Genomic DNA, 22,060 nt, shown 5'->3' with positions numbered 1-22,060 from the left:
GAGAAAAACAAATGGTCAAAGCAGTTATTTTTGATTTAGACGGAACACTTTTAGATACGCTGGAGGATCTGGCAAATGCCGTGAATGCGGCTCTTATACATGCAAATATGCCGGTTCACAGTATTGATGATGTGCGTATGTTTGTTGGAAATGGTGTGAAAAAACTGATGGAACGTGCAATTCCAGGAGGAGAAAATAATCCGGAATTTGACAGTAGCTATCAGTATTTCCGCGAATATTATGCGGCGCATTGTAAAGAGAATACAAAGCTTTATCCTGGAATCTGGGAGCTTTTAGGGGATTTAAAGAAACGCGGCATCAAGATTGCGATCGTATCCAATAAAATGGACCCGGCGGTAAAGATCCTGAATAACGATTATTTTTCCGGAATGATGGATGCTGCACTTGGAGAGAGTGAGGCTGTTCCGAAGAAACCAGCACCGGATATGGTGTTCAAAGCGATGGAAGAACTGGGAGTTACAAAGGATGAGGCTGTTTATGTCGGAGACTCCGATGTGGACATAAAGACCGCCGAAAACTGCGGTCTTCCATGCATTTCAGTTACCTGGGGGTTCCGCGATACGGAATTTTTGCTGGAGCACGGTGCAATGCATCTGGTAAATACACCGGCAGAGATTTTGAATCTTGTGAGTGAATAAATCAAAGAAATATGCCACATCCTATGAGAGACATGTGAAATTCAGAAAGAATGGCAATTCGATTATGAAAAAGATTAAGAAGATACCAGGAGGATGGCATATGGATGAGAAAATCATTGCACAGAACGAACAGATCAAAGCAGACCCGACAGACGGCATGAACAAGCTGGATGAGATGGATCTGGAAATGCCGGAGGGACTCGCATTTTCCATGGCAATGAACGGAAAAGCGATGAGTAACTTCTGCAATATGACGGTGGAACAGCGCAAAAAGGTCATAGATGAAAGCCGCACTGTAGCAGAAAAAGAAGAAATGACACAGCTGATCGACCGTATCGCGTCAAACAGCTTTCAGGGATAAAGTACAACTGAATAAACCGGTAAAAGAAGTGGTTTCTACGGAGACCGCTTCTTTTTTTGACGGTGCATTTAATAATTATATTGTGTTTACAGAGAATCTGGATTACGAAATTTTTACAGTCATTTTACCGGAACAGGATTGTGACCTTTACATTTGGTTCCTAAAATCTTGAACTAGATGTTGTGCAGAACGAAAGCGCAACAGGTTCACAGAGGCAGGACAGTGTGGATTTGCCGATGTGACAAGTAAGGAGGATGCGTAAATGTCGCAGATAAGACTGAACCATATTTGTAAATCCTATCAGGGAACAGACCTGGCAGTAAAGGATTTCAATCTGGATATCGGTGAAAAAGAATTTATTGTTTTTGTAGGACCTTCGGGATGTGGAAAATCCACGGTGCTTCGTATGATCGCCGGTCTGGAAGAGATCACGAGCGGAGAATTATGGATGAACGGAAAACTGATGAATTACGAAGACCCGGGAAAACGAAATGTTTCCATGGTATTTCAGAATTATGCATTATATCCGCATATGTCGATTTACGATAACCTGGCATTTTCACTGGCAATCCGTAAGGTACCGAAAAAGGAGATCAAAAAACGGGTTACCGAGACTGCACGTATGCTGGGACTCGAGCAGCTGTTAGACCGCAGACCGGCGCAGTTGTCCGGTGGACAGAAACAGCGTGTAGCAATCGGAAGTGCGATCTTAAGAGAGCCAAATGCATTTTTGATGGATGAACCGTTATCGAATCTGGATGCAAAAATGCGTACACAGATGCGGGTAGAGATCGCAGGATTATATAACAGACTGAATACAACATTTATTTATGTCACACATGATCAGACCGAGGCAATGACACTTGGAACAAGGATTGTTGTACTGAAAGAAGGTGTTATTCAGCAGGTGGATACGCCACAGAATCTGTATGATCATCCGGCAAGCAGGTTTGTCGCAGGCTTCATTGGTTCCCCTTCCATGAATTTTGTAGATGCGGATGTGCTTTCGGATGCTTCGGGAATTGCCATTGAGAGTGCAGGAGATGGCGTGGAAGCATCGAATGCTTCCAATGTGCTGGAACTGAAGCTGAATGACAATCAGACCGCTATACTGAAACGGTTTCATTATGAAGGCCAGGAAGTTACACTTGGTATCCGGCCTGGAGATTTCATCTTGAAGAAAAATGCAGGCGGACAGAAAGAAAATGTAAGCCAGGCATTCCCGGTGAAGGTACTTTCCAGCGAACTGCTGGGCTCTGACAGACTGGTTTATTTCATGTGGGAAGGTGTCAAATGTGTGGCAGATATTTCTGCAGATGACGAAGTCGCAAGAGGCGATGTGATCGAGATTTGCATGAAACTGGATAAGATCCATCTTTTTAATAAAAATACAGAAGCCAGCATTTTCGCACATGGGGAAAAACTGGCACAAAAAGGAGTAAGTGATTATGAAGAAGTATAAAATATCGGTTCGCAGTATCAGCCCGTATGCATATCTGATTCCAAGTCTTCTTGTTTTCGGATTATTTCTGTTTTATCCGTTTTTTAAGACAATTTATCTGAGCCTGTATAAGACCAATAAGATGGGACAGGCAAAGCTTTTCGTCGGACTTGGAAATTATAAGGATCTGCTTACATCGCCGTCGTTTTACAACAGCCTGTTTGTTACGGTTGAATTCGTTGTGATCGTTGTAGTTGGCAGCATGCTGCTTGGATTGCTCGGAGCTCTGCTGTGTAACAAAGCATTTCCGGGAATCCGCGTTTTTTCCACTGCTTATGCGCTTCCGATGGCTATCGCATCCAGCTCTGCAGCGATGATCTTCCGTATTATGCTTGATCCGACCATCGGAATTATCAACAAGCTGCTCAAACTGGACATTAACTGGATTCAGGATCCGAAATATGCACTGATTAGTGTGGCAGTGCTGACTGCATGGCTGAACAGCGGAATCAATTTCCTGTATTTTTCCGCAGGACTCAGCAATATTGATGAAACAATTTACGAAAGGGCTGCCGTAGATGGAGCAAACAGTTTTCAGATGTTTTATAAGCTGACACTTCCGGGGCTTAGCCCGATCCTGTTTTATACTGTAGTTGTAAACATTATCCAGGCATTCCAGTCTTTTGGACAGGTGAAGATCCTGACACAGGGCGGACCTGGAGAGAGCACAAACCTGATCGTGTATTCCATTTATCGTGATGCATTTTTCAATTACCGGTTCGGAAGTGCAGCCGCACAGTCCGTTGTCTTATTTGCAATCATTATGGTTTTGACACTGATCATGTTTAAGCTGGAAAAGAAGGGAGTATCGTATTCATGAGTGACATAGTAATTGATGTGAGAGAAAAAAACGGGCTCGAGATGAGCGCGGAGGAATTAAAAAGACTTCACGCGGTGATGAGTGCACCGGGAAAGCGCAAAAAGACAGCAAAGAAAATTCTTCTGGTGGCAGTCAATACGGTAGTCGCACTATTTATTCTGCTTCCGCTTTTGTATGCCGTAAGTATCGCATTTATGCCTTCCTCCGATCTGTATACGATGAGCATGAATCTGATTCCGACACATCCGACACTTGACAATTTTCGTGAAGCACTGACCAAAGTACCGTTAGTTCGTTTCGTATTAAATTCATTTCTGGTTGCAGGGCTCATCACATTCGGACAGGTGATCTCCTGTTCCCTTGCGGCATTTTCCTTTTCATTCCTTGAATTTAAGGGAAAAAATGTCCTGTTTATGATTGTTATGGCGACCATGATGATCCCGGGAGAAGCAACGATCATATCCAATTATCTGACCGTGAGCAGCTGGGGATGGCTGAATTCTTACCGTGTACTGATCATTCCTTATCTGACTTCGGCAATGGGAATCTTTTTGTTCCGTCAGTTTTATATGAGTTTTCCAAAAGCGTTATATGAGGCTGCGATGCTGGATGGATGCTCCAACCTTCGTTTCATTCTGACGATCCTGATGCCTCTGACCAAATCCGGCATTGGAGCCATGGTTGTATACACCTTTATCAATGCATGGAATATGTATATGTGGCCGCTTCTGGTTAACGGCTCCAATGAAATGCGTACCGTACAGATCGGTATCAGTATGTTAAACAGCATTGATGCGCAGTCCATCACAATGATGATCGCAGGTGTTGTAATGATTATTATTCCATCTATATCCATTTTTATTATCGGACAAAAACAGTTGATCCGTGGTATGTTCTCCGGAGCTGTCAAAGGTTAGACGACAGACGGAGTTTACATATATTACATCTCAGCAAGGCAATCGGCCCTTGACAAAATTAGAAAAGAGGAGATAAAAAGAGATGAAAAAGAGATTTGTTTCTGTATTATTGACCGCAGCAATGGCTGCAACCATGTTCGCAGGATGCGGAAGTTCTGGAAATTCCCAGGATGGAACAACCACTTCAGACAGTGGAAGCAGTGAAGCAAGTGCAATCGCTTCCGTAGACGATTCCAAACTGGATGGAACAACAATCACATTCTGGCATTCCATGGGTGGTGTCAATGGAGAAGCATTACAGGCTTTAGTCGACAAATTTAATAAAGAAAATGAATACGGAATTACAGTAGATGCACAGTATCAGGGTGAATATGACGACACGATCAATAAATTAAAAAGTGCACAGATCGGTAACATGGGTGCAGATCTGGTACAGATCTATGATATCGGAACACGTTTTATGATCGATTCCGGCTGGGCAGTTCCAATGCAGGATCTGATCGATGCAGATGGCTATGACATCAGCAAGATTGAGCCAAATATCGCTGCTTACTATACCGTAGATGATACCTTATATTCTATGCCGTTTAACTCATCTACACCAATTCTTTACTACAATAAGGATATGTTTGATAAAGCTGGCATTTCCGAGGTTCCAACATCGTTAGAGGGCATGAAGGATGTTGCAGATGACCTTGTCAACAAAGGCGGCGCAGGAGAAGCAATCTCACTTGGAATGTACGGCTGGTTCTTTGAGCAGTTCACATGCAAACAGGGGGCAGCATATGTAAACAACGGAAACGGACGTGAAGATGTTGCAACTGCAGTTGATTTTGACAAAAACGGATCAGCACTGCAGACACTGACTGTATGGAAAGAGTTAAATGATGCAGGAATTGCTCCAAATGTCGGACGTGGAAGTGATTCCGGATTATCTGACTTTACAGCCGGTAAATCAGCTATGACACTTGGTTCTACTGCATCTTTGAAACAGATTTTACAGGATGTAAATGGAAGCTTCGAAGTTGGTACTGCATATTTCCCAAGCGTACATGACGGGGACAAAGGTGGTGTATCCATCGGTGGAGCATCTCTGTGGGCTTTGAATAACAACGATGAAGTAAAAGAAGCAGCTACATGGAAATTCGTACAGTTTTTAGTATCTGCTGAATCCCAGGCATACTGGAATGCACAGACTGGATACTTCCCGGTTACAACAGATGCTGCAAATGAAGATGTTTATAAAGAAAACATGCAGAAATATCCACAGTTCCAGACTGCAATCGATCAGCTTCATGATTCTGCACCGGAATATGCGGGAGCACTTCTTTCTGTATTCCCTGAGGCAAGACAGATCGTAGAAACAGAGATCGAGAACATGATCAATGGGAAACAGGATCCACAGGCAGCGGTAGATGCGATGGCAGATCAGATCAATGCTGCAATCAAAGATTACAACGATCTGAACCAGTAAAAGATTTTAGAATCAATCATAAAAAACGGATAGAGGCAGGAACGCTTCTATCCGTTTTTGCATGTAAAAAAGCAGGAGATTAAGCTTCTGCTTTTTCTTCTTCCATAATGATTTCCGCAGCATCCATGATCAGCTGGGAAGCTTTCATGTGAAGAAGATCCAGTTTTAACTGTGCTTTTGGAAGCACCTGTTTTACCACATCGATCGGCTGACCGTAATTCTGAGCGATCAGTTCATACTGTGCATCGATTTCTTCATCGGATACGGTAAGTTTTTCTGCTTTGATGATCTCATCGAGAATGGCCTCAAGCTTTGCCTGTTTTGCTGCATGAGGTTTTACTTCTTCGCGGAAAGACTCTTTGGTCTTACCCATCATCTGAAGATACTGCTCGAAAGGAATTCCCTGCTGGGCAAGCTGGGCAGCCATCTGCTTCATCTGCATATCGATTGCTGCTTCGATTGCAGCCGGAGCAAGAAGGCAGGAGCAGTTTGCAAGAACCTGATCATAGATCTGTTCGCGCGCAGCATCGTCTTTTTTCATCTGAACCTGATAATCGAGGTATTCTTTGATATGATCTTTTAATCCGTCTACAGTATTCACTTCCGGAATATTTAAGGAAACAACGAACTCATCATTGAGTTCAGCTGGTTTCTCGTTGTAGATCTGGTGAAGTTTTACTTTGAACACAACGGCTTTTCCAGCAAGATCCGGAGCATGATACTGTTCTGGGAAGGAAAGGTTGATGTCGCGGCTTTCACCGACTTTCATTCCGACAATCTGCTCTTCAAAGCCCGGAATAAATGAACCGGAACCGATTCCAAGCGGGTATTTCTCGGCTTTTCCGCCTTCAAATGGAACATCGTCCTTGAAACCTTCGTAGTCGATGACCGCGGTGTCACCCATTTCTACAGCACCGTCTTTCTCCACGCGTGCAGGGTTGCCTGCAAGCAGGGAAGCAATCTGTGAATTTACATCATCCTCTGTGTATGAAATAAATGGGATGGTTGCTTTCAGTCCTTTATACTGACCTAATAAAATATCCATAATCTGTCCTCATTTCCTGAATTATTTCGATTCCGTTAAACGGGATCGTCTATAGAAAGATATGGGTGTAGTATACAGGAAAAATGGGGCCGGTGCAAGGATTTCGCATGATGTTTTACCAGGAGAATGCAATTTAAAAATGATAGAATACAGAGTAAAAATATTGTAAAATGTAACGAAAAAATATATAATTTAGATAAATATTCAGAAATTTATGGACAATATATAGGAAAGGAACAATATGACTCTTGAGACATTCATAGAATATAATCTGGCGCCTGTGATGGGACTGCTGTTTTTGATTATTGCATTACTGAAAAATGATACGATTGAAAAAGGCGAGAAGAAAATTCTGTCTGTAATCTGTGGAATTGAATTTCTGGAGATGGCAGCGTATGATCTGGAACTTGTGGCAGCGTCCTGGGATCATCCGACGTATTTTCGCATTCTGATGTCTGCAATCGGATATTCCCTGCGCCCATTTATCGTATACTGCATGATTCACATCATTGACAGAAGAGAGAGGAGCAGGATTAGAAGAATTTTATTCCTGCTTCCAGAGCTGTTTGCGGTTATCTGCGCATTTTCCGCATTTTTTACGGATATTTCTTATTCTTATAACAGCTGCAATCAGTTCATCTGTGGTCCGCTTGGCTATGTGAGCCAGTTTGTCACCGTTTTTTATATGCTTGTCATAGTCAGTTATGCTTTTCAAAGACATATTTTTGAAAAACGGATAGAGAGCAATATCATGCTGCTTGCAGTCGGATACGTTATGCTGGCACTGGCACTTGAAGTTGCATTTAATATCCGGAGCATTGGACGGACTGCAAGTGTGTTCAGCACCATTTTTTTCATGTATGCGATCCAGACAAATCAGTTGAAAAATACGATTTCTGTGCTTCAGGAAAATAAGGATCTGAAAAACGCAATGGAAGAACTGGAAATAGCAAAGAAAGAAGCAGAACGGGCAAACGCGGCAAAATCGGATTTCCTTTCAAGAATGAGCCACGATATCCGTACACCTTTAAATGGAATCATAGGCATTATTGAGATCAACAACCGTTATCCGGATGATGCAAAACTTCAGGCAGAGAACCGCCAGAAAGCAAAAGTTGCGGCAAATCATCTGCTTTCTCTGATCAATGATGTGCTTGAATTAAGCAAAATGGAAGATCCTGGGACGGAGCTTGTGCAGGAGCCTTTTGACATCAGGGAAGTTGCCTCAGATGTATTTACAATCGTATATATGAAAGCCTCCGATGCGGGAATTACATTGGAATATGATGATGACCCGTCTGTATTCAAGTATCCTTATGTTTATGGAAGCCCTTTGCATTTGCGGCAGATTTTCCTGAATATTGCAACCAACGCAGTAAAATATAATAAGATTGGCGGCAAAGTCTGGGGCAGGATCGAGTATGAAGGAAAGCAGGGAGATACCGTTGTTTACAGTTGTACGATCCGCGATAACGGAATTGGGATGAGTGAGGAGTTCCAAAAGAAGATATTTGACCCGTTTTACCAGGAGCACAAAGATGCAAGAAGTTCTTATCAGGGCGTTGGACTTGGAATGTCTATTGTAAAAAGTATCGTTGATAAGATGGGAGGAACGATTGAAGTACATAGCCGTCTGGGTGAAGGCAGCACGTTCAAAGTGACGATACCATACAAAATTGTTCCGGAGAGCGAGATTCCGGTTCATGAAGAAAAAGTAGAAGACGGTTCCATCGAAAATATGAGGATTCTCCTTGTTGAGGATAACAAACTGAATGTAGAGATTGCACAGCTTCTGTTAGAGGACGCGGGTGCGGTCGTTACCGTTGCGGATAACGGACAGGAGGCGCTTAATATTTATGAAAAGCGTGAGGCTGGTTCTTTTGATGCAATTCTGATGGACCTTATGATGCCTGTCATGGACGGCTATACTGCCACCCGGCGCATCCGCATGTCTGGAAAAGCGGATTCCGCCAGTATTCCGATCATAGCAATGACGGCAAATGCATTTTCTGAGGATATTAAGAAATGCAGGGAAGCCGGAATGAACGCCCATCTGGCGAAACCGATGGATATTCAGAAAGTTATTCAGACATTAAAGCGGTATTACCGTTAAAAAAGGCCACTTAACGGCTTCCAAAGATTTCGAATCACATAGAATAATAAAAATTCCCCGGCATACAATGTAAAAACAAGTATTGCAGGGGTTTTTTTGTGAAATCATATATTGAAGAGCGTGCGGTAGAAATTGCAACTTATATCATTGAAAACAATGCGACTGTACGGCAGGCCGCCAAACACTATGGAATCAGCAAGAGCACGGTACATAAGGATGTAACAGAACGCCTGGACCACATCAATGCGAATCTGGCACATGAGGTCCGAAAAGTTCTGGATCTGAATAAAGCTGAGCGGCATATCCGTGGTGGACTCGCCACAAAAGAAAAATATGCGCATATGCACATGATATAGTATGTGTAAAAACTATTGTAATTTAACAATGCGAGTAGTACAATATTACTAGATTCATCATGAATCAGAAAATTACCTGAGCAGGAATACAAAAGAGGAGGAAAGATATGAAAAATTCATTGAAAAAAGCATTTTTCGGAATACTTGCATTGTCGATGACCTTAACCATGGGGAATGGTGTGACGACATTTGCAGAGACCGAAGAACCAACAGTGGCAGCAGCACCGGCTGATACCGACAGCGATTCGGAAGTGACAACGATTACCACCAATCCGATCACATTAAAGGTTGGTGTATCGTCGGAATCAACCAGTGGACTTATCCCAAAACTTGTTGCGGATAAGGATGAGTCACTCAAAGGTGGTTTTTCATCAGGAATCAAGATTGATGCGGATGGAACACCTGTTTATGGACAGTATGACTCAGAATTCTTTGAACTGAAAGAATTCATCGGAATCATAGACGAGACAACAGGAAAGCAGTATGCACAAGGATACTATACACCGGCAGAGGCGAATGCATTTATTAATGCATGGAGAGCAAATAAGGATACGGGAGTTAGTTTCGCAGAAGAAGGAACAGGTGACGCTTATGTGCATCTTTGTCCAAAGAAAACAGGTAGTACGGAAATCATCTCAAATTATTACGATCCGAATACCGAAAAGAACTATACAGTGAAAGTTCCGGTTAATATTGTAGACTCATCTGAGGATGAAAGAGACAAGGCACCGACTTGGGAGGAAGCCTGTGCAATGAAGCCTGGAAAGACTGAGGACGTCAAAAAAGACGATACGACGGATGCTAAGCCAGATGAAGGCAAGAAAGATGATACTACTGATAGTAGTAAACCAAAACCAATTGAGATCTATACAGATCCGATTACATTAAAGGTCGGAGTATCGGCGGAAATAAATATCGAGCAGCTTGTCGGAGCCAAGTATGAATCACTCAAAGGAGGCTACACGGAAGGAATTAGAGAATATGCGGGGACGACATATGGTTCTTATGATCCGGATTTCTTTGTGCTGAAAGGATATGTTATAGTTTTGGACGAAACAGCTGGGAAAAAGTTGGTGGAAGCATACTATAGTTTTGAGGAGGAGCGCGCACTTGAGAAAGCATGTGCAGAACATGCAGATGCCGGGATCAACTTCGCAGCGGAAGGAAATGGAGATGGTTTTTCACAAATTATTCCAAAGAAAACCGGAAGTACCGTGCTGACTGCAGCTCCATATACTGTAAATGGACAGGAATATACGGTAAAAATTCCGGTGAACATCGTAGAGTCATCCGAGGAGGAAAGAGAGAAAAAGGCACCAACATGGGAAGAACTCTATGAAATGAAGTTTGGTAAAACATATGGAACAGTTGTCAAAACCGGTGGCACAGACGATGCCGCAGCAACTGCCAGCACTTCCGCAGCTGGAAGTAGTCAGGTATCATTTACCGATACCAATAAGGTTCTCCCGGAAGGTGCAAAACTCACCTCTACAAAATTAGAGAGTGGTACTGCATACGATGCAGCGATAGCAGCTGTAAAAGCTGCAAAAACAAGTTCACAGACAGCCGTATATGCATTTGATTTAACAGATGCATCAAATGCAGCAATCCATGAACTTGGAGGAATGATTGCAGTTACAGTGCCAGCACCATTTACGGTAGAAGCAGATCATGAACTTCATGTATACCGTCTGAATGAGACAGACAATTCACTGATCGCATGTGATGTGACCGTGAATGCGGATGGAACGGTTACGTTCCTTACCAACCATTTCAGTACGTATATTTTTACATCTGAGCCGAAGGCAGCAACAGCCCAGACACCACAGAATGTAAATCCAACATCTCCGGGAACCGGTGATAAAACAAACGTATATGTATGGTTATATGTTATTGCATCTCTTCTTTTCATTGGACTGATCGGAGTGATCATCAAAGAAAAAAGAGCATAATACAGACGAAAAAGAGTACATAAAAAGGGCGTGTGAAAACGAAACAGTTTTCACACGCCCTTTTTGCCTGGATTTATATTTCAGGAGTTGTGGATGCTTCAGCTTCCTGAGCAAGTTCGAGTTTGCGGATGTTGCGGAACTCATCGAATACCATGGTAAGTCCGACTGCAAAGGAGAGAAGATCTGCGATCGGTCCTGCGTACAAAACACCCATAATGCCAAAGAAATGTGGAAGAATCAGTACAAGAGGAAGCAGGAACAAAATCTGTCTGGTCAGAGACAGGAAAGTTCCTTTATAGGCTTTTCCAATTGAACTGAAAAATGTTGCCGAAATCGGCTGTAGGAAGTTCAGCCAGGTAAACAGCAGGAAAATACGGAAGTATTTGATGCCGAATTCAAAATATTCAGCGCTTCCCGTTCCAAACATTGCAAGAATCTGTCTTGGAAACAACTGGAACAAGAGGAAAGCGATAATCGACACTGTAGCTCCGACTGTGATGGCAAGGCGGTAAGCGTCTTTTACACGTTTATACTGTCTGGCGCCATAGTTAAAACTCTGGATTGGCTGACTACCCTGGGAAAGACCAATGATAATGGAAAAATACAGCTGATTTACTTTAATTACAATTCCAGAACACGCAATTGGAATGGATTCTCCGTAAGGCGAAGCTGCTCCGTAGAATCTTAACAGGTTGTTCATGGAAATCTGCACAATCATCATCGCAATCTGGTTAATTCCGGAAGACATACCAAGCGAACAGATCTCTTTTAAATAGAGAGCATTCGGTTTTAAATGGCATTTGCCAAGGGGCACTGTGTGATAGTGACGGAGATAGCAGAGTGCAATCACTGCCGAAATGATCTGTCCGATGACGGTTGCGGCAGCAGCACCATACATACCCCAGCGGAAAATGAGGACAAATACTGCATCCAGAACAATATTGATGATTGCACCGGACAGGTTCATGATCATCGCCATTTTCGGGCTGCCGTCCGCACGGATCAGATGTCCGCTGCCGATGGTAAGAATCAGGAACGGAAAACCGATGGCAGTAATGCTGACATACTGTCTGGCAAGAGGAAGCACGTCTGCCGGGGAACCAAATGCAATAAGAAGCGGTGACAGGAAAAGTTCTGTCACAAGAAAAAGAATCGTTCCTGTTGCAATCAGCATGGTGATGGAATTGCCGATAAAATTCGGGGCAATCTTACGGTCGCCGGCGCCCATGTGAAGATTAAAGCTGGCGGCACCACCGATTCCGAAGAGCAGCGCCAGGGAAGTGCAGAGCATGGAAAGAGGAAAAGCGATATTGGTTGCCGCATTTCCAAGTGTTCCCACAGCATTTCCAATAAACAGCTGATCCGCAATATTGTATACGGCACTTACCAGCATCGCAATGATACTTGGAATCGCAAAGCGGGCGACCAGAGTGGAGATTTTATCCGTGCCGAGCGGGTTTGTTTGTTGCGTCTGAGTCATATATTACAGTTCCTTTCTTTCGATTGTCGTTAGGTTCAATGATCCGATTCAAGAATTCCGAATGATTATAGGAGCATTTAAAGCGAATGTCAAGTGGAATATGCATAATAAATAGTAGAAAATATATATAAAATTCGTACAAATCCAACTATTATAAAAAAGAAATCTCTGTGCTATAATGATCCCACGACGTGCAGCAGGAACAGCGATCGCAATAAGATCACTGGTCCTGTTTTTTTGCGTAAAAAAGAAAATAAAAGGAGAATTTATCAATGCCAAAAAACAAATTTCAGGATGTGATTTTTACAATCATTATGGTCTTTTTCATGGTGTATGCAATGATCTGCTACAACATTGCATTAAACAAGGGAGGAATGACAAACGAAGTATTTTTACTTGCATTCCATGAGCTTGTAATCATGGGACCGGTCGCTTTTGTACTCGACTTTTTCTTATATGGAGGGCTGGCAAAAAAGATTACATTTGGAATCGTAGATCCTCAAAATGCAAAACAGTACGAGATCGTTCTTGCCATCTCATCCGTTACGGTATGTCTTATGTGCCCGACCATGAGTCTGGTTGCCACCATTCTTTTCAGTCATCCGGGAGCAGAACTGATTGCAGTCTGGTTCCAGAAAACTGTTTTGAATTTTCCAATGGCATTTTTCTGGCAGATCTTTTTTGCAGGACCTGTAGTGCGAAGAATTTTTGCCTGCATATTTGACAGAAAATAAATGGCATTCCGTAAAAGCCCAGAGGGTGTAGGAATATGAGATCTGCAAGGAAAACATACGGTTAGGGGTTGTCAATGTTAAAATCCTTCTTTATAATAGGAATAATAGTAATGCACATAAAATAGGAGGAAAACTATCAATGGATCAGGAAAAAGTAATCGTCATTGACTTTGGCGGTCAGTATAACCAGCTGGTTGCGCGACGTGTCAGAGAATGCAATGTTTACTGTGAAATCTATTCCTACAGAACGGATATCGAGCAGATCAAAGCCATGAATCCAAAGGGAATCATTCTGACCGGCGGACCGAACAGCTGCTATGAGCCGGATTCACCGACTTATACCAAAGAATTATTCGAGCTTGGAATCCCGGTATTAGGTCTCTGCTACGGTGCACAGTTAATGATGCACGTGTTAGGCGGAAAAGTAGAAAAGGCACCGGTTCGTGAGTATGGTAAAACAGAAGTCATGGTAGACACTACATCCCCATTATTCGGAAATGTCAAACCAACTACAATCTGCTGGATGAGCCATTTTGATTATATTTCAAAAGCCGCTCCGGGATTTGAAATTTCTGCACATACTGCAGACTGTCCGGTTGCAGCAGCTGAGAATAGAGACAAAAAGCTTTTTGCAATCCAGTTCCATCCGGAAGTACTTCACACCGAAGAGGGAAGTAAAATGCTTCACAACTTCGTAAGAGGTGTATGCGGATGTGCTGGAACATGGAGAATGGATTCCTTTGTCGAGAATACGATCAAAGAGATCCGCGAGAAAGTTGGAGATGGAAAAGTACTGTTAGCTTTATCAGGCGGTGTAGATTCATCTGTTGCAGCAGGACTTTTATCCAGAGCAATCGGTAAACAGCTTACCTGTGTATTCGTAGATCACGGCCTTCTTCGTAAGAACGAAGGCGATGAGGTAGAAAGCGTATTCGGACCAGATGGCCAGTTTGACTTAAACTTCATTCGTGTTAACGCACAGGAGAGATATTATGGCAAACTTGCCGGTGTAACCGAGCCGGAAGCAAAACGTAAGATCATCGGAGAAGAATTCATCCGTGTCTTCGAAGAAGAGGCCAAAAAGATCGGAGCAGTTGATTTCCTTGCACAGGGAACCATCTATCCAGATGTTGTAGAAAGTGGTCTTGGCGGAGAATCCGCAGTGATAAAATCCCATCACAACGTAGGAGGACTCCCGGATTACGTTGATTTCAAGGAGATCATCGAGCCACTTCGCAACCTCTTCAAGGATGAGGTCCGCAAAGCAGGACTTGAACTTGGAATTCCGGAGAACCTTGTATTCCGTCAGCCTTTCCCAGGTCCGGGACTTGGAATCCGTATTATCGGAGAAGTTACTGCGGACAAGGTACGTATCGTACAGGACGCAGATGCCATCTATCGCGAAGAGGTAGACAAAGCAGTTGCAGCATATACAAAAGAGAACGGAAAGGCACCAGCCTGGATGCCAAACCAGTATTTTGCAGCACTGACTAACATGCGTTCCGTAGGCGTAATGGGCGATGAGAGAACCTATGACTATGCCGTCGCACTTCGTGCAGTTACAACCGTAGACTTCATGACAGCAGAAGCAGCTGATATCCCGTTTGAAGTACTTCAGACCGTTATGAGCCGCATCATCAACGAAGTCAAAGGGGTTAACCGTGTATTCTATGATCTCACGAGTAAACCACCAGGAACGATTGAGTTTGAATAATTTTAAAAAGCTCGCAAAAGCCTATAAAATGGGCATTTGCGAGCTTGTTTTTTGCCGTTTGGTACTATAATGGTACTAAAGTGAGCTGTGCATGAATAATAGTATTTACGCATGCGGCCATGTGATTTTCCACTCAAAGTATTCGTTTGGAGAAATTTCTCCATTATCTAATTTCGTTTTCATTTCACACCAGTCTGACAAAAAGTCATTTACCAATCCATATTCAAAAGTTAATGCAATAGGTGCACCTGCGCAGTCATAATCATCTTCGTTATAAGTTGGTTTTGCTGTTTCAGAAGGCTTTGAAGGTGTCATTGCAGTTAAGTGAATCAGATTACCTGGTGCAGTGTACTCAGGAAATCTTGTCCCTTTCCCTCGTGCAGGAAGAGAAGAGGCGCTTTCCTCGAGCCAGAAGAGTGTTTCGATAATATCTTCCGCAGCACCTAAACTGTAGTCAGAGATTGCTTTGTAATTACAGTGCAATGCGTCGGCAAGCTTTTGAATCATATCATCACCGGGAATGCGGGCACCGGTTTCGTATTGAGAGATACGGACAGACATATTTTTTCCCTCAAAACCGAGAGCACCACCCAGGTCATCCATTGTCATTTTGCGGAATACCCGTATTTTCTTTATTCTTTCACCTATTGTCATAGTGTAGTTCCCTCCATTTAGATGTGTTATGGACTTTTAAGGAGAGTATAACACGAAAAAAATGAAAAGGGAAGTTTTTCTATACAAAAACATTAGAAAAACTTCTTGACAATTCAATACTATATGGTATAGAATAATCACAATCTATTTATCTATACCTTATAGTATTGAAAAAAGAATGAGCGATATCGGAATACTAACAGACATTTGCCAAGACCTTTCAAGAAGCGAGCGAATGAAGACACTCCCCTAAGTGGACTGAATACCTCGAGCAGGAGCGGGCGGTATTATCTGAAGTAATCTTTCAGGTAATGAGGCAGGTTGGAACACCGGCAGAACCGATATGAGAACGCCAGCATTTTTGAATGCTAAGGAATGTGAACAGTTGGACGGAAAAATCTGATTACAATTCCTGCAAAGCAATACATAATACAGAATTTATGCAGCAGTTATTGTGACAGCATCATAAATCTCTGTATTTAAACACAAGAAGAAGGGAGGCGCAGTGCATGAACGAGAAGTTTTTAAAAGTAGATGATGTGATGCAGATACTGGGGATTTCAAAATCGGCTGCTTATAACATTATGCGACAGTTGAATAACGAACTGAAAGAAAAAGGCTATGCAGTTATTCGTGGCAAGATTAGTCGTAAGTATTTTGAAGAGCGGTTTTATGGAATGACAGAAGCTGTGTAACAACAAAAGGTATTAGGGTACAAAGCCGGTGGGACTTAAGATGTCCTATCGGCAATAGGAAAAGGAGATGATGAGTATGCCAGCATATAAGGATAGTAAGACTGGTACCTGGTTCGTCAAATTCTATTGCAAGGACTGGACTGGGGAAAATAAGCAAATAAAGAAAAGAGGATTTGCAACAAAGAGGGAAGCTTTGGATTATGAGCGTAATTATAAGATTCGTCAGGAAAATAATCTGGATATGACATTCGGAGAGTTCTGGAAGTTATATACAGAAGATGTGAAGAATCGGGTTAAGCTCAATACCTGGCTTACCAAGGAACATATTGTGGAGACAAAAATCTTGCCGTACTTCAAAAATCTGAAGATGAATGAGATTACAGCAGGAGATGTGAGAAAGTGGCAGAACGAGATGGTAGGATTTCGATATGAAAATGGTGAGAGTTATTCTCAGACTTACAGAAAAACCATGCATAATACGCTGAGTGCAATTTTTAACCATGCCTGCAGGTTTTATAATCTGAAATCAAACCCGGCGAGACAGGCGGGAAATATGGGAAAAGAGGAAAATAAGGAAATGCTTTTCTGGACTACTGAGGAGTACAAAAAGTTTTCTGATGCAATTGTGGATAAGCCTATATCATTTTATGCATTTGAAATGCTGTATTGGACTGGAATGAGATTAGGTGAGCTGCTAGCTCTTACAACGGAGGCTTTTGATTTTGATAAGAATACAGTTCGTATCAATAAATCGTATCAGAGGTTGCAGGGGCAGGATTTTATTACAACACCCAAGACTCCAAAAAGCAATCGAACGATAAAACTTCCTAAGTTTTTGTCGGAGGAGATGCAGGATTATTTTGCAATGCTTTATGATCAAGAACCTACAGAAAGAATCTTTCAGGTGACAAAAAGTTTTCTACACCATGAGATGGAGAGAGGCTCAAAGCTTGCAGGAGTAAAGAAGATTCGAATCCATGATCTTCGTCATAGTCACATTTCACATTTGATCGATCTTGGATTTTCAGCTGTGGCAATCGCTGACAGAGTTGGTCATGAGAGTATAGATATAACGTATCGCTACTCGCATTTGTTCCCGTCAAAGCAGGTGGCTATGGCAGATAAATTGGATGAGGTCAACGCAAGCTATGAAGATGGTGTGCAAGATGAAGTTATGGAAGATGTTGCGGTAAATGAGGTTATTGAAGATAAAGTAACGTCGGAAGAATCAATCGAGAACGATAATAAGATTCTTAATATACAAAAGTATCTTGCAGGATAAAAACAAGGGGATGTGGTGGCATCCCCTGGGTAGGAGATGAATCAAATGAGCGAAAAGAGATTAGATGCAAAAAACAGATGGAGAAATGTAGTGGTGGCGTTTCGTATGTCACCGGAGGAAGCGCAGGAGCTTAATGTGAAAGTTGCGTTGAGCGGTCTTTCCAAGCAGGATTATATTATACAGTGCTTATTAAAGCATGAAGTGAGAGTGGTTGCGGGAAAGAAGGTTGCAAGAAAAATGGAAATGTATCTTGAAGCGATGCTGGAAGAATTGCAGTTTTTGCAGGATGAAAATATGAGCGACATTGATTTTGATGAGATGCTCATGCCATTGAAGCATATTTTAACAATTTTAAAAGAAATGGATTAGAAAGGATTGGTGGTTATATGAATACAACAGAAACTGACGAAATGACATTTTTTGAAAGGAATGGAATCAGGTACGAACAGAGAGGAGATTTTTTATATCCTTTTCTTGGAGCATGTGATAATGCAACAATTACAGGTGTTGGCAAGTATGGAACACTGTGGATGACATGGTTGTTTGAGTTGGACAGAAGACTCCATCGTAAGTATCTGTTAGAGGGAACATTGATTGAAAAAGCTATGGAATTTCAGGAGTATGCCTGTGAACTTGAGAATGAAATAATTAATGCGACAGGAATTTCACTTGGCTCAACAGATGATTATTTGTCGGTGCTTGTGCAGCAGAGACAGAAATGGGAAGTGGCACAGGAAATAATTACCCACGATGGACGTGTTGCAATTATGAAAAATAAAGAGCTTCGTGAAAAAGAAATAAAGAAGAGATTGGAGGAAGCGTGATATGAGAGAGCTTAGAGTTGACGGAACTTTGATTTTGGCTGTGGATCATGGTTATGGAAATATAAAAACAGCTAATACAGTATTCAGTAATGGATTTGTGGAGAGAGATACAGAGCCGGTAATGAGTACTGATTATTTGTATTATGGTGGCAAATATTATGTGCTGGACCAGGGGCATAAAAAATATACGAAAGACAAAGTGATGGATAATGATTTTTACATCCTCACTGTTGCGGCAATTGCAAAGGAACTGTACTTGAGGAATGTTAGATGTGAGAAAATTCATCTGGCAGTGGGAGTGCCGCTTAAATGGATGGATTCACAAAAGGAGTCATTTCAGGCATATATGCTTCAAAATTCTGAAATTAGATTTGTATATAAAGGCAGAATATTTGAAGTGGGAATTGCAGGCTGCAGTGTTATGCCACAATGTTATGCTGCGGTTGCAGAGATTTTGCCAGAATTTAAAGGTTTGAACATGATTGTAGACATTGGGAATGGAACGATGAATGCAATGTTCTTACAAGATGGAAGACTGGTAGAAAATAAAATGTGGACGGAATTGTTTGGAGTACGTCAGTGTGCTTTAAAAATCCATCAGACGTTATTAGATAAGTTTCAGGAAGATGTGCCGGATTCAATCATCAACACATTTCTAATGAATCGTATGGCAGATATTGATCCCGAATATGAATATTGGATGGAGGCAACAGCGAAGGAATATGTGAGGGAGTTGACTGCAAAGACTTTTGATTTTGGATACAACGAAAAGACAATGAAAATGTATGTCTTGGGCGGAGGAGCAAAGCTTTTGGAACATTTCAGCATTTTTGACAGAAGCAGAATCACATTCAACTTTGACATTAATGCAAATGCAAAGGGCTATGAGTATTTCTGTTATGTAGCATTGAAAAAGAAGAAGCTTGGAATTGCCGGATAACTGAGAAGTGAGGGCAGGTGAGACAATGAAGAAGAAAGAACAGAAAATCGTCAGATTTTATTCTGATAATCCTGAGCATCGAAAGGCGTTTGACATTCTCCAGAAAATTAATGCTGAAAAACATTCTTCCATACAGGATTTCATAATTTCAGCAATAAATCTTCTTGGAGATATGGAACTAAATGAAGAATGTCCGGAAGAGGACAGGAAGGATTGGGAAGAACCGCTCATTGAAAGAATAGCGGGAGCGGTCGAAGCAATTATTGATGAAAAGCTTCCTCAGATTATTGCATCGTACCTTCTTGGAATTCAAACAGGTCAAACTTCAAATCCTTTGCCTGCTTCACATGCTTCTGATTTACCAACAACAAATGTAATATCTGCGGCTGAAAGAGTAACGAAAGAAGCCTTTGAGAATGAAAATGGCATGGAAAAAGATGTTGAAGCAAATGACATGCTGGATTTGGACAGCTTTTTCTCGTGATAGCATGACTGCTATCACAATCAGATGAATTGATATCAAAACAGGCACTTATGATAGCAAAGAAAACTGAAATGGTGTAGTGCTATCAAAAAGTGCCGGAAAGATATCTATATCATAATACCTGCTATCAAGTGTGATAGCAGTAAATTATATTGGGTGCAGGTGCTCCTGCCAAGATGAAAAATGATGTAAACGCTGATGGCGTTTATATATTTTTCGGGAAAAGGTCCGACCTTTTCCGCATCTTGCAAAACCTATAAGCAAAACTTTTTGAAAGGATGAAAGAGCAATGGGACAGATAAAAAGAGATTGGATGAAGACAATATTTTTAAGACACGAAAGGGGATTTGATTATGGCAGATGGAAAGAGAAGATACAAGTCTGATAGGAAAGACTATAAGATTTCGGTGAAAATGTCGGAAAGGGATATGGATATTCTGGATGTAGCAGTCAGGAAAAGTGGAAAGACTGTAAGTGAATATGTGCGGGAATTGATTCGTTTAGGTGGCAATGTTGACTTCCGATATCCAGAGGACAGGGCAAGAGTTATCAGGATTTTTTCTGGTATCGCCAATAATATCAATCAGGCAGTTAGACTTGGAAATACACAAGGAGAACTGTACTTCAGCGATATTGATAAGTTGCAGAGAAGTCTTAATGAAATCAAAAGTTTATTCAGGGAGGTGCTGGAGATATGGCGATTACAAAGATCCTAAATATTAAGGAATCAAAAGGCAGAAATCCGGCATCGCATTTGGAAAATGCTTTGCAGTATATCCAAAATCCAGACAAGACAGAAGAATGTGTTTTGGTGGGCAGTATCAACTGCCTGCCGGATACTGCATTTGAGCAAATGGTAGAAACAAAGAATATATTTCATAAGACAGGTAACAGACAAGGATACCATGTGATTATTTCTTTTTCGCCTGATGAGAAGATTTCGACAGAACAGGCAATGTATGTGCTGGAACATTTTGCGAAGGATGTACTGGGGGATGATTATGAAGCTGTATTTGCGGTTCATACAGACAGGGAACACATGCATGGTCATTTGATATGGAACAGTGTAAGTGTAACAACCGGGAAAAAGTATAATTCGCCTAAAGGAAACTGGAAGAATCATTTGCAACCGATTACCAACAAGTATTGCAAAGAGCTTGGGCTTGGTATTACTCCAGCAGAATATAGTAAAAACCCAAAGAACATCAGCAGAGATAAATGGGAAAAAGAAATGTCAATGAAAGAAATTATCCTGCGTGACGCACAGATGTGTGCTTATTCCGCCGGAGATGTGGAACACTTCAAATATCTGATGAGAAGACTGGGCTATATATTTAAGTCAGGTGTGTGGATGGAGGTGCAGGCTCCGGGATACAGATATTATCACAGCCTTGCAAAACTGGACGAGATGTTTGCCGAGGATGTACTAAGGCATTATGTGGATATGCCTTGGATGGCAAAGCCATATTTTTATTCGTCTGATATAAGAGGATTGCATAGGGTGAAATTGTCACCATTTCAGAAGAGGTTCTATGCGAAGTTATATCGGTTAAGGATTGTAGAGCAGAAGAGGTTTGTGGTCGGTGGAGCAAAGTATACGGAAGACTTGAAGCGGTTTCATCAGTTGCAGGACGAGTATCTGTTACTAGTAAATAATGATATCAAGGACATTGTGGGGCTTGTGAAGTTCCAGAGTGAACAGCAGGAAGAGGTGCAACGGATCGATGATAGACAGCAGGAGATATATAAGGAAAACTCCAGTAGGAAACGCAAGATTAAGACCAATGAGCAGTATCGGGAGTATCAGATGTGGCATGTGGAAGTGCAATCTGAACTGAACGAGCTGAAGCAACAAAAAAGGAATGTTAAGAGGCAGTTGCAACTTGTTGAAGGCATTATGAAAGAGAATTTGTATACGGCTTATTATGTAAACTGTACCCCTTGTCAAGGACATTTTGAATTAGTGTAGTGCCTATTTTTTAGACACCTACACAAAGATGATATCCCTGATTTTGGACATTCCATCGTTGGGGTATCCAAAGAAGTGGGCACATG

Annotated in this window: 22 protein-coding genes; 19 read left to right on the top strand and 3 right to left on the bottom strand. The window is 41.9% G+C overall.

All coding sequences use genetic code 11. From position 1 onward, the window contains the following. Window positions 1–11 precede the first annotated feature (11 nt). The 6 genes from FYJ75_RS11515 (at window position 12) to FYJ75_RS11490 (ending at window position 5,732) form a co-directional block, all read left to right on the top strand. Window positions 12–659 (top strand): HAD family hydrolase, encoded by a 648-nt coding sequence (locus FYJ75_RS11515; protein WP_154430597.1) that lies wholly within the window; start codon window positions 12–14, stop codon window positions 657–659. Window positions 660–759: 100 nt separating this feature from the next. After that, on the top strand, window positions 760–1,020 hold the full coding sequence (locus tag FYJ75_RS11510) for a hypothetical protein (protein WP_154430596.1): 261 nt from the start codon (window positions 760–762) through the stop codon (window positions 1,018–1,020). A 262-nt stretch (window positions 1,021–1,282) separates the two neighbouring features. After that, entirely contained in the window at window positions 1,283–2,482 is a 1,200-nt protein-coding gene (locus FYJ75_RS11505) for an ABC transporter ATP-binding protein (RefSeq protein WP_154430595.1), read from the top strand. Continuing rightward, window positions 2,469–3,341, top strand: a complete 873-nt coding sequence (locus FYJ75_RS11500; protein WP_154430594.1) for a carbohydrate ABC transporter permease — start codon at window positions 2,469–2,471, stop codon at window positions 3,339–3,341. Before FYJ75_RS11505 ends, FYJ75_RS11500 begins: the two co-directional genes overlap by 14 nt. Before the next feature lie 77 nt (window positions 3,342–3,418). Continuing rightward, window positions 3,419–4,258: a carbohydrate ABC transporter permease gene (locus FYJ75_RS11495; RefSeq protein WP_235907094.1), complete on the top strand. Its 840-nt coding sequence runs from the start codon at window positions 3,419–3,421 to the stop codon at window positions 4,256–4,258. Between the two features lie 82 nt (window positions 4,259–4,340). Further along, a complete protein-coding gene (locus tag FYJ75_RS11490; RefSeq protein WP_154430593.1) occupies window positions 4,341–5,732 on the top strand; it encodes an ABC transporter substrate-binding protein in 1,392 nt (463 codons plus the stop codon). A gap of 79 nt (window positions 5,733–5,811) precedes the next feature. On the opposite strand, the gene tig is transcribed toward FYJ75_RS11490, so the two are convergent. Then, a complete protein-coding gene (gene tig, locus FYJ75_RS11485; RefSeq protein WP_154430592.1) occupies window positions 5,812–6,777 on the bottom strand; it encodes a trigger factor in 966 nt (321 codons plus the stop codon). A 241-nt stretch (window positions 6,778–7,018) separates the two neighbouring features. Between tig and FYJ75_RS11480 the strand changes: the two genes are divergently transcribed. The 3 genes from FYJ75_RS11480 to FYJ75_RS11470 all read left to right on the top strand — a co-directional run bounded on the left by FYJ75_RS11480 (window position 7,019) and on the right by FYJ75_RS11470 (window position 11,198). Beyond that, window positions 7,019–8,890: a hybrid sensor histidine kinase/response regulator gene (locus FYJ75_RS11480; protein ID WP_154430591.1), complete on the top strand. Its 1,872-nt coding sequence runs from the start codon at window positions 7,019–7,021 to the stop codon at window positions 8,888–8,890. Between the two features lie 98 nt (window positions 8,891–8,988). After that, window positions 8,989–9,246, top strand: coding sequence for a sporulation transcriptional regulator SpoIIID (gene spoIIID / locus FYJ75_RS11475; protein WP_328596933.1), 258 nt, complete (start codon window positions 8,989–8,991; stop codon window positions 9,244–9,246). A gap of 107 nt (window positions 9,247–9,353) precedes the next feature. Then, window positions 9,354–11,198 (top strand): hypothetical protein, encoded by a 1,845-nt coding sequence (locus tag FYJ75_RS11470; RefSeq protein WP_154430590.1) that lies wholly within the window; start codon window positions 9,354–9,356, stop codon window positions 11,196–11,198. 73 nt (window positions 11,199–11,271) lie between these two features. Here FYJ75_RS11470 and FYJ75_RS11465 read toward each other — a convergent pair whose 3' ends face one another. Next, on the bottom strand, window positions 11,272–12,678 hold the full coding sequence (locus FYJ75_RS11465; RefSeq protein WP_154430589.1) for an MATE family efflux transporter: 1,407 nt from the start codon (window positions 12,676–12,678) through the stop codon (window positions 11,272–11,274). Between the two features lie 272 nt (window positions 12,679–12,950). On the opposite strand from FYJ75_RS11465, the gene FYJ75_RS11460 reads away from it, so the two are divergent. Continuing rightward, window positions 12,951–13,412, top strand: a complete 462-nt coding sequence (locus FYJ75_RS11460; RefSeq protein WP_154430588.1) for a DUF2798 domain-containing protein — start codon at window positions 12,951–12,953, stop codon at window positions 13,410–13,412. A 139-nt stretch (window positions 13,413–13,551) separates the two neighbouring features. Beyond that, complete coding sequence (guaA, locus tag FYJ75_RS11455; protein WP_154430587.1) at window positions 13,552–15,126, top strand: glutamine-hydrolyzing GMP synthase; 1,575 nt, start codon at window positions 13,552–13,554, stop codon at window positions 15,124–15,126. 105 nt (window positions 15,127–15,231) lie between these two features. Here guaA and FYJ75_RS11450 read toward each other — a convergent pair whose 3' ends face one another. Further along, on the bottom strand, window positions 15,232–15,780 hold the full coding sequence (locus FYJ75_RS11450; protein ID WP_154430586.1) for a helix-turn-helix domain-containing protein: 549 nt from the start codon (window positions 15,778–15,780) through the stop codon (window positions 15,232–15,234). 509 nt (window positions 15,781–16,289) lie between these two features. On the opposite strand from FYJ75_RS11450, the gene FYJ75_RS11445 reads away from it, so the two are divergent. The 8 genes from FYJ75_RS11445 (at window position 16,290) to FYJ75_RS11410 (ending at window position 21,974) form a co-directional block, all read left to right on the top strand. Further along, complete coding sequence (locus tag FYJ75_RS11445) at window positions 16,290–16,475, top strand: helix-turn-helix domain-containing protein (protein ID WP_075717740.1); 186 nt, start codon at window positions 16,290–16,292, stop codon at window positions 16,473–16,475. Between the two features lie 76 nt (window positions 16,476–16,551). Continuing rightward, the gene (locus FYJ75_RS11440) at window positions 16,552–17,757 is read left to right on the top strand and encodes a site-specific integrase (protein WP_235907093.1); all 1,206 of its coding nucleotides are present in this window, start codon (window positions 16,552–16,554) and stop codon (window positions 17,755–17,757) included. A gap of 45 nt (window positions 17,758–17,802) precedes the next feature. Beyond that, window positions 17,803–18,126 carry a plasmid mobilization protein gene (locus FYJ75_RS11435; RefSeq protein WP_154430585.1) on the top strand — a complete coding sequence of 108 codons (324 nt, stop codon included), beginning with the start codon at window positions 17,803–17,805 and terminating at the stop codon, window positions 18,124–18,126. A 17-nt stretch (window positions 18,127–18,143) separates the two neighbouring features. Next, window positions 18,144–18,581 carry a TnpV protein gene (locus tag FYJ75_RS11430; protein WP_154430584.1) on the top strand — a complete coding sequence of 146 codons (438 nt, stop codon included), beginning with the start codon at window positions 18,144–18,146 and terminating at the stop codon, window positions 18,579–18,581. Between the two features lies 1 nt (window position 18,582). Further along, window positions 18,583–19,521 (top strand): ParM/StbA family protein, encoded by a 939-nt coding sequence (locus tag FYJ75_RS11425; RefSeq protein WP_154430583.1) that lies wholly within the window; start codon window positions 18,583–18,585, stop codon window positions 19,519–19,521. A gap of 25 nt (window positions 19,522–19,546) precedes the next feature. After that, on the top strand, window positions 19,547–20,005 hold the full coding sequence (locus FYJ75_RS11420) for a hypothetical protein (protein ID WP_154430582.1): 459 nt from the start codon (window positions 19,547–19,549) through the stop codon (window positions 20,003–20,005). Window positions 20,006–20,358: 353 nt separating this feature from the next. Beyond that, window positions 20,359–20,721, top strand: coding sequence for a plasmid mobilization protein (locus tag FYJ75_RS11415; RefSeq protein WP_154430581.1), 363 nt, complete (start codon window positions 20,359–20,361; stop codon window positions 20,719–20,721). Further along, window positions 20,700–21,974, top strand: a complete 1,275-nt coding sequence (locus FYJ75_RS11410; RefSeq protein ID WP_235907092.1) for a relaxase/mobilization nuclease domain-containing protein — start codon at window positions 20,700–20,702, stop codon at window positions 21,972–21,974. The genes FYJ75_RS11415 and FYJ75_RS11410 overlap by 22 nt, the downstream gene beginning before the upstream one ends. Window positions 21,975–22,060 lie beyond the last annotated feature (86 nt).

The organism is Roseburia porci (assembly GCF_009695765.1).
Classification (GTDB): domain Bacteria; phylum Bacillota; class Clostridia; order Lachnospirales; family Lachnospiraceae; genus Roseburia; species Roseburia porci.
The sequence above is the reverse complement of the archived record's forward strand: the minus strand, read 5'-3'. Positions and strand labels throughout refer to the sequence as shown.

Excerpts from the sequence above, each read along its gene's own strand:
- FYJ75_RS11515 (WP_154430597.1), top strand. The coding sequence starts at position 12 with ATGGTCAAAGCAGTTATTTTTGATTTAGACGGAACACTTTTAGATACG.
- FYJ75_RS11510 (WP_154430596.1), top strand. The coding sequence starts at position 760 with ATGGATGAGAAAATCATTGCACAGAACGAACAGATCAAAGCAGACCCG.
- FYJ75_RS11505 (WP_154430595.1), top strand. The coding sequence starts at position 1,283 with ATGTCGCAGATAAGACTGAACCATATTTGTAAATCCTATCAGGGAACA.
- FYJ75_RS11500 (WP_154430594.1), top strand. The coding sequence starts at position 2,469 with ATGAAGAAGTATAAAATATCGGTTCGCAGTATCAGCCCGTATGCATAT.
- FYJ75_RS11495 (WP_235907094.1), top strand. The coding sequence starts at position 3,419 with ATGAGTGCACCGGGAAAGCGCAAAAAGACAGCAAAGAAAATTCTTCTG.
- FYJ75_RS11490 (WP_154430593.1), top strand. The coding sequence starts at position 4,341 with ATGAAAAAGAGATTTGTTTCTGTATTATTGACCGCAGCAATGGCTGCA.
- tig (WP_154430592.1), bottom strand. The coding sequence starts at position 6,777 with ATGGATATTTTATTAGGTCAGTATAAAGGACTGAAAGCAACCATCCCA.
- FYJ75_RS11480 (WP_154430591.1), top strand. The coding sequence starts at position 7,019 with ATGACTCTTGAGACATTCATAGAATATAATCTGGCGCCTGTGATGGGA.
- FYJ75_RS11470 (WP_154430590.1), top strand. The coding sequence starts at position 9,354 with ATGAAAAATTCATTGAAAAAAGCATTTTTCGGAATACTTGCATTGTCG.
- FYJ75_RS11465 (WP_154430589.1), bottom strand. The coding sequence starts at position 12,678 with ATGACTCAGACGCAACAAACAAACCCGCTCGGCACGGATAAAATCTCC.
- FYJ75_RS11460 (WP_154430588.1), top strand. The coding sequence starts at position 12,951 with ATGCCAAAAAACAAATTTCAGGATGTGATTTTTACAATCATTATGGTC.
- guaA (WP_154430587.1), top strand. The coding sequence starts at position 13,552 with ATGGATCAGGAAAAAGTAATCGTCATTGACTTTGGCGGTCAGTATAAC.
- FYJ75_RS11450 (WP_154430586.1), bottom strand. The coding sequence starts at position 15,780 with ATGACAATAGGTGAAAGAATAAAGAAAATACGGGTATTCCGCAAAATG.
- FYJ75_RS11445 (WP_075717740.1), top strand. The coding sequence starts at position 16,290 with ATGAACGAGAAGTTTTTAAAAGTAGATGATGTGATGCAGATACTGGGG.
- FYJ75_RS11440 (WP_235907093.1), top strand. The coding sequence starts at position 16,552 with ATGCCAGCATATAAGGATAGTAAGACTGGTACCTGGTTCGTCAAATTC.
- FYJ75_RS11435 (WP_154430585.1), top strand. The coding sequence starts at position 17,803 with ATGAGCGAAAAGAGATTAGATGCAAAAAACAGATGGAGAAATGTAGTG.
- FYJ75_RS11430 (WP_154430584.1), top strand. The coding sequence starts at position 18,144 with ATGAATACAACAGAAACTGACGAAATGACATTTTTTGAAAGGAATGGA.
- FYJ75_RS11425 (WP_154430583.1), top strand. The coding sequence starts at position 18,583 with ATGAGAGAGCTTAGAGTTGACGGAACTTTGATTTTGGCTGTGGATCAT.
- FYJ75_RS11420 (WP_154430582.1), top strand. The coding sequence starts at position 19,547 with ATGAAGAAGAAAGAACAGAAAATCGTCAGATTTTATTCTGATAATCCT.
- FYJ75_RS11415 (WP_154430581.1), top strand. The coding sequence starts at position 20,359 with ATGGCAGATGGAAAGAGAAGATACAAGTCTGATAGGAAAGACTATAAG.
- FYJ75_RS11410 (WP_235907092.1), top strand. The coding sequence starts at position 20,700 with ATGGCGATTACAAAGATCCTAAATATTAAGGAATCAAAAGGCAGAAAT.